Consider the following 7257-nt stretch of genomic DNA (forward strand, 5'->3'; position numbering starts at 1 on the left):
TTTTTCTACATCTATATCTACTACCCTAGTTTCTAATTCCTTCATAATAATTCCTCCAAAAATTATATATTTATTTGCTTAATTACTTAATTAATATTCATAATTATATCATATCTATCTTTTTAGCTATATTAAAAAATTTACAACAGTAATTATAATTTCCTGTAATATTTAAATAATTTTTATTTACTCCTAAAATTTTTATCTTTTCATTCGAGATATAAATTATGGACATAATTTTACAATAATACTATATTTTACATAGGCAATTAAAATATATTTGTGAGCTAAAGGGGTAAGCATGAAAATGAGAACCAGATTATTAGATATTAACCAATTACAGGATGGTATGATAACTGCAAAGGAAATAATTTATAATGGTACTGTTCTAATAGGTAAAGATATCAAATTAACTAACCACTTATTAGATAAATTAAATTTAATATACTATTTAGATAAAGTTGAGGTATACATAAGTGAAGAAGAATCTAAAGAACTTATTGCCTTAGAGAAAGTAGACGAAACCTTAAAAAATATCACTGTAGACGTTAAACTACTATTTGATAATACAAATACTTTAAAATCTTCTACTACAAATGAGGTTAATAAATATACTGAAAAACTATTAGATGAACTAAAAAACAATTCTCTTTTTCTAAAGAACATAGTTTTAAATGGAAGTGGTGAAGATAGCGTTTATAGGCATTCAGTGAATGTAGCTGCTGTAAGTTATATGATAGGAAAATGGGCTGGGTTTAGTGAAAATAAGCTTCATTTCTTAGTTTATGCTTCATTGCTTCATGACTTTGGTAAAACAAAAATTAGTAAGCAAATTATAAATAAATCTGGAAAACTAACTCCAGAAGAATTTGAAGTAATGAAAACCCACCCGAGGCTTACTTACGATGAAATCAAAGAAATACCTTTTATAAGTAATTCAGTCCTTTATGGAGTTCTAATGCATCATGAAAGATGTGATGGTAGTGGATATCCTCTTGGATTAAAAGGATCCCAAATACATGATTTTGGTAAGATAATAGGAATTTCTGATACCTTTGATGCTCTTAATTCAAATAGGGTACATAAGAAAAAGAAAGGTCCTCTTGAAGCCTTAAAAGTTATTAGAGATGAAAGTTTAGAAAAACTTGATTTTAAGTATTGCAATATATTCTTAGAAGGATTAAAAAACTTCTATGTTGGCCAAAATGCATTATTAAATAACGGTGATACCTGTAAAATAATTCAAATTAATACTAATAATATCGATTCACCTTTAGTATTAACTAATAATGAGTTTGTTGACTTAAGTAAATCATCTAACCTGAATATTGTAGAACTTATTTAGAAACTGACAATGAATAATTTATAATTAATAAAGTAATTTCTTTCACTTTGTTAAATCTAGTCTATAGAAAATCCTCTGTTTAAAAGCAGAGGATTTTTGATTTTTGTAGTTATCAAACTTCACTTCTAACTTAAATTCTTCTTTTTTTAGAAATTACTTTTATGTATCTTAACCTTTAAACTCTACATCTTAAAGGTAATTTTATTGCTACCTTACCTTATAGCTAATATACTAATATTAAAGATAAGGTGCTTATTTAAAATAATTTATGGAGAAGTGCTTACGAAGATTACTGTTCAGAATATGGATATTGAAGAAAATGATATAATTCTAAAATGCAAAAGTATAGATGACGAAATGCTTCATATACTGTCATTTATAAAATCACGTTCTCAAAAACTTTGTGTATTCAAAGAAAAAAAAGCACTAGTAATTTAATGACCTAAATATTCTATATGGTCAAGCAATTAATACTAGTGCTTTTATATTATAACTTTTCTCTACGTTTACTTGATTTAATAAATAATGATTTTAACTCGTCTTCATTTTCTTCTATTAGAGCTGATTTTATTTTGCTCATTTCATTTAAAAAATGTTCTATAACCTCAAGAAGATTGTCCTTATTTCCAAAGAATAACTCACTCCATAGATCTTCATTAATATTAGCTATTCTAGTTAAGTCTCTATAGCTATCCCCTATAAATCTTCCTGTATCTCTTCCTTCTTCATCGCTATTAATTAGAGCTACAGCAATAGCATGAGGTAATTGGCTAGTAAAGCTAATCATCTTATCATGATATTCTGGAGTTATTTCCTTTATATTTTTAAAACCTATTTTATATATTATATCTTTTAAAACTCGTAAATTCTCTTTTTTATTTCTATCAGTAATAGTAATTAAATAGTTTGCACCTTTAAATACATCCTTAGATGCATAATTTATTCCTCGCTTTTCTCTTCCAGCCATTGGATGACCAAAGATAAAATCTATACCATCAGGCAAACTACTGCATATTTCATTTACAAAAGGACCTTTTATTCCAGTTGCATCTGTCACTATTGTTCCTTCTTTAAAATAGCCTTTGTTCTCCTCAATAAAATCTTTAATTAATCTTGGGTAAATAGACAGTATAATTAAATCTGATTTACTTATAACTTCCTTATTACATTCACCAGCTAAAAATCCCTTTTTAATAATCTTTAAATCTTCAGCCTTTCTTAATGTATCTAAATTACTATCTATACCATAAACCTCATTATACCCTGCTTCCTTTAAAGCCATAGCATAACTTCCACCTATAACACCAAGTCCCACTATTAAAATATTCATAAAAGCCCCCTTAATAAAGTTAACAATTAACAGTTATCAATTATCAATTGTTGATACAATTTGTACCAAATTGCTTAGATTTAAAGTTCTATAAATCTTTTGATAGTTTTTAGAACTTTATCCTTTCTTTTTAATAATAATTATAGATAAAACTCAGCTATGCTGAGTTTTCACCTTAATTTTTCATTTTTAATTGTTACTTGTTAATTATAATATCTTTCCTTCAATTTCAGCTAATACCCTAACCTTATCCATTATTCTCTTAAAGGATTCTGGCTTAATTGATTGCTGACCATCGCTTAATGCGCATTGAGGATTATTATGAACTTCTATCATTAAACCATCTGCTCCAGCACTTATTGCAGCTTTTGCTAGTGGTTCTACAAGGTACCAGTATCCAGCAGCATGACTTGGATCTACTATTACTGGTAAGTGTGATTTTCTCTTTACTACAGGTATTGCACTTAAATCTAAAGTATTTCTTGTGTAAGTTTCAAAGGTTCTTATACCTCTTTCACAAAGAATTACATTCTCATTTCCAGCTGCCATGATGTATTCAGCTGACATTAACCATTCTTCAATTGTTGCAGATAAACCCCTCTTTAATAAAATAGGTTTATTTGTCTTACCAAGTTGTTTTAATAAATCAAAGTTCTGCATATTTCTAGCACCAACTTGAATTACATCAACATCTCTTTCAAAAACATCTATATAATCTGTAGACATTATTTCAGTAACTATTGGTAGTCCTGTTGCTTCTCTAGCCATCTTTAAAAGTTCTAATCCTTCTAATTCTAGACCTTGGAAGCTATAAGGTGATGTTCTAGGCTTAAATGCCCCACCTCTTAAGAATGTTGCTCCAGACTCTTTAACACTTTTAGCAATATCAATAATTTGCTCTTCACTTTCAACAGAACATGGTCCTGCCATAACAGCTAAATTGTTACCCCCAATTAAGCTACCTTTTATATCAATTACTGTATCCTCAGGTTTAAATAATCTATTTACCTTCTTATAAGGCTCTTCTACCTTAAGAACTTTATCTACCCCTTGGAATCTTAAAAGCTTATCTGAATCTATAGCTCTAGTTTCTCCAACTACTCCTATAATACAGTAAGTTTCTCCTTGTGATAAGTGGACTCCTAATCCCTTACCCTCTAATTCTCCTCTAACCTTCAATACTTCATTTTCACTACAATTTGGATTCATTACAATAATCATATCCTATCCCTCCATACTACAATAATTAGCATTTATCAGGTAGTATAAATGCCTTTATAATAATTTACCAATTATAAACTAAAAAAACAAGAGTGGTAATCAATTTCATAAAATCTTTTTTTATTTTTTAATATCTAAAATCAAATTTGCCATAATCTATTCTACTAATCATTATAAGTATTATAGAATATATAATTATTAATATGAAAACCACTGATCTCTGTTCCATAAATAAAAATCTATAATTTTGTAGAGTTGCATCACTTAAATCAGTTAATTATTAATTGTAAATTACTAACCGTTAACTCCTAAAGCCTATCTTCTTTAAGAAAAGTAATTCCAAAGAATTATCTCATTAATTGTTAATCGTTAACTTCCTAAGTGCGTCCATAGCCATGACATATCCATATTCTTTAAATCCTGATATTTGATCAACGCATGCTGATGCTATTACAAATTTATGTCTAAATTCTTCTCTAGAATGAATATTATATAAATGAACTTCTATAGTCTTAATATTAACAGCTTTTATAGCATCTAAAATAGCATAACTATAGTGAGTAACTGCTCCTTGGTTAATTATTATACTATCGTAATTATCATAATATGCTTTATGAATTTCATTAATTATTTCACATTCTATTTTGCTTTGAAATAATTTAATATCTAAATTTCTTTTCTTACCCTCTTCTAAAATATAATTGCAAATATCATTAAAGTCTCTAGTTCAATAGATGCCTTTTTCCCTTATTCCAACCATATTTAAATTGGGTCCATTTATTACTAATATCTTCATATTCTCTATCTCTTATTCACAAGTTTTTATAATATCTATAACTTTATCTATAGCATATTCTAAGGTATCATTATTTATAATTTTATAATTACAGTATGTACTATATAATTCATACCTTTCATTATATAAATTATAAATTCTATCCTTTCCATCTTTGAGTAATGGTCTTGAAGATACATCTACGTCCTTTAATATTTCTTCAACTGGTCTATCTATAAAAATTATAATTCCATTCTCTTTAAAACAATCTATATTGGACTTTCTTTTAATTACTCCTCCCCCACTAGAAATAATAGTTTTTTCCTTTAAGCTGCTTAATTCCCTGCAAGCTCTACTTTCATAATCTCTAAAATAATCTTCACTTATACTAAAAAGTTCTTTAACTGTGGAGTTTGATGTTTCCTCTATAAATCTATCCATATCATAAAAGTCATAACCTAACTTCTTTGAAGCTTCTAATCCAATTGTAGTTTTGCCACAGCCTGGCATACCAATTAATAAAACTATATTCTTCTCCATATTTATAAACTATCCTCTCTTAATACCCTTACTAATTACTAATTACTAATTACTAATCCTCATCTAATAATTTAGAGTCTAATTTTATTTATACTAATTTCACTCTCACTTACTATATCTAAATATTATTATTTAAAAATCTTACATTTATTTTATTATATATATCCTTTATAATTCCTTCATCTATATCTATTTCCTGCCATATTTCTTGAGCCTTAACCGCTTGCCCTATAAGCATATAAAGACCTCCAACTATTTTCTTATTTAACTCTTTTCCATAAGCTAAAAACTTAGTTTCATATGGGTTATATATTAAATCAACTATTGAAGTAAAATTATTTATTATATCTTTAGATACTGGAGATTCTGATATATTTGGGTACATCCCTACTGGCGTTGAATTAATTAATATATCACCTTTTATATACTTTAATTCCTCATAACTAATAACCTTAACATTACTTAGACTATATTCTTCATTATTAGGCTTCCTACTTACTATGTAAACTTCTTTAGCTCCATTGTCTAATAAATAATGAAGAACTGCTCTAGAGGCTCCTCCATTACCTAAGATAACTGCTACAGAATCCTTAACTTCGATATTACTTATTTTAAGCATTACCCCAAAGCCATAATAATCTGTATTAAATCCTTGAAGACTTCCATTATTTAAATAAATAGTATTAACAGCTCCTATTTTAACTGCTTCTTCTGAGATTCCATCTAATTCCTTCATTATATTTTTTTTATAAGGAATGGTAACATTACATCCCTTTACTTTTAAAAGCTTAAGTGCTTTTGCAAAATCAGAAAGATTATCTTTTTCTATTTCAAATAGTTTATAAGCCCCTTCTCTCTTAATAGAATTCAAGATTTCAAAGTGAATCTCTGGTGATAAACTGTGAGAAAGCTTTTCCCCAAGTAACCCGTAAAATTCCATAATCACGCCCCCTTTTTTACTTTATATTATAACATAATTACATAACAACAAAGGTAGCAAAAATTGATATCTATAATCAACTTTTGCTACCTTCTAATTATGGAGCAAATAATTTTCCTATTCCCCCTTTCGTAATTAAATTTTATTATCTGGCACTCCTCCTTTCCTATTTAAATTAATAATAGTACATTCCTCCTTTATAATTAAATTCCGTTGTTCTTACTATTTTTCTTAAAATAGTTTTCTTACTATTTACCTTACTGTCCTCCTTACTATCTTTCTTCAAACCTTCACACCACACTCCTTTTTATTCCTACTTTTTAGATAAATTTTATTACTTTCCTTTCTATCTAATAATTTTTTCCACTAGTTATACTAATATACTATTCATATCCCTCCTCTATCTGTTACTCTAATATCTCCCCCCTTTTTTACTTATTTCTAATAGTTTCCCCTTTATTAAAGATATTTTTATTTTAGCTTATCATCACTCCTTTTTATCTATTCTATGAAACTTTTGCTTCAAAACCCCTTTCAATATTATAATTAAACCCTTCTCTTATTAAGAAATACCCTCCTTCTTCATCAAAATTATCATCAGATTTTGTTATATAATTAGCCTTATGATCTTTTGCTGCTTTTTCTACTTCAATCATAAGTTGATGACCAACACCTAATCCCCTATACATTTCTTCTACAAATATATCATCTATATCTATTTTTCCTTTGTAATCATTTTCATTAAAGATATGGAAAATTGCATACCCTATTACATCATCATTTAATTGTGCTGCATAAGCTATACAATTTTTGTCCCCTTTAATTTCCTTAATCTTTGTGTTATTTAATTTAGAATTAAGTTTTTGTATTGCTTTGTAATCTTCTGTATGTACATTTCTAATATCAAAGCCAATCATAATTCTATCCTCCCCTTGAAAATTTTGCTACCCCCATAGCTTTTTAATTTTCAGAAAATTCTCAATATTTATATTTTTATTATATAATAGTTTTTTAAAAAAATCTACTCCTATTTGCATAAATTTTATATTTATAGTAGTCTTTGATTTTTTCTATAGTTAACGCTTATACATTATCCTACTTACTAT

Annotated in this window: 7 protein-coding genes and 1 pseudogene; 2 read left to right on the forward strand and 6 right to left on the reverse strand. The window is 27.3% G+C overall.

What is annotated here, in order from left to right; all coding sequences use genetic code 11:
- Positions 1-307: 307 nt before the first annotated feature.
- Together E6248_RS10900 and E6248_RS10905 are read left to right on the forward strand one after the other, a co-directional pair.
- Positions 308-1345, forward strand: coding sequence for an HD-GYP domain-containing protein (locus E6248_RS10900; RefSeq protein ID WP_316340831.1), 1038 nt, complete (start codon positions 308-310; stop codon positions 1343-1345).
- A 276-nt stretch (positions 1346-1621) separates the two neighbouring features.
- Positions 1622-1783, forward strand: coding sequence for a hypothetical protein (locus E6248_RS10905; protein WP_316340832.1), 162 nt, complete (start codon positions 1622-1624; stop codon positions 1781-1783).
- Positions 1784-1832: 49 nt separating this feature from the next.
- Here E6248_RS10905 and E6248_RS10910 read toward each other — a convergent pair whose 3' ends face one another.
- The 6 genes and pseudogenes from E6248_RS10910 to E6248_RS10935 all read right to left on the reverse strand — a co-directional run bounded on the left by E6248_RS10910 (position 1833) and on the right by E6248_RS10935 (position 7068).
- The gene (locus E6248_RS10910; protein WP_316340833.1) at positions 1833-2675 is read right to left on the reverse strand and encodes a prephenate dehydrogenase; all 843 of its coding nucleotides are present in this window, start codon (positions 2673-2675) and stop codon (positions 1833-1835) included.
- Between the two features lie 207 nt (positions 2676-2882).
- A complete protein-coding gene (gene aroF / locus E6248_RS10915) occupies positions 2883-3896 on the reverse strand; it encodes a 3-deoxy-7-phosphoheptulonate synthase (protein WP_316340834.1) in 1014 nt (337 codons plus the stop codon).
- A gap of 355 nt (positions 3897-4251) precedes the next feature.
- Positions 4252-4692 (reverse strand): annotated as a pseudogene (locus E6248_RS10920) (type II 3-dehydroquinate dehydratase).
- A 12-nt stretch (positions 4693-4704) separates the two neighbouring features.
- Complete coding sequence (locus E6248_RS10925; protein ID WP_316340835.1) at positions 4705-5211, reverse strand: shikimate kinase; 507 nt, start codon at positions 5209-5211, stop codon at positions 4705-4707.
- Between the two features lie 118 nt (positions 5212-5329).
- Positions 5330-6151, reverse strand: a complete 822-nt coding sequence (aroE, locus tag E6248_RS10930; RefSeq protein WP_316340836.1) for a shikimate dehydrogenase — start codon at positions 6149-6151, stop codon at positions 5330-5332.
- A gap of 506 nt (positions 6152-6657) precedes the next feature.
- Positions 6658-7068: a GNAT family N-acetyltransferase gene (locus tag E6248_RS10935; protein WP_316340837.1), complete on the reverse strand. Its 411-nt coding sequence runs from the start codon at positions 7066-7068 to the stop codon at positions 6658-6660.
- Positions 7069-7257 lie beyond the last annotated feature (189 nt).

The sequence above is a fragment of the Clostridium sp. genome (assembly GCF_032552055.1).
Lineage (GTDB): Bacteria > Bacillota > Clostridia > Clostridiales > Clostridiaceae > Clostridium.

Bases quoted from the DNA above. Each gene is read 5' to 3' on its own strand.
- E6248_RS10900 (WP_316340831.1), top strand. From the start codon at position 308: ATGAGAACCAGATTATTAGATATTAACCAATTACAGGATGGTATGATA.
- E6248_RS10910 (WP_316340833.1), bottom strand. From the start codon at position 2,675: ATGAATATTTTAATAGTGGGACTTGGTGTTATAGGTGGAAGTTATGCT.
- aroF (WP_316340834.1), bottom strand. From the start codon at position 3,896: ATGATTATTGTAATGAATCCAAATTGTAGTGAAAATGAAGTATTGAAG.
- E6248_RS10925 (WP_316340835.1), bottom strand. From the start codon at position 5,211: ATGGAGAAGAATATAGTTTTATTAATTGGTATGCCAGGCTGTGGCAAA.
- aroE (WP_316340836.1), bottom strand. From the start codon at position 6,151: ATGGAATTTTACGGGTTACTTGGGGAAAAGCTTTCTCACAGTTTATCA.
- E6248_RS10935 (WP_316340837.1), bottom strand. From the start codon at position 7,068: ATGATTGGCTTTGATATTAGAAATGTACATACAGAAGATTACAAAGCA.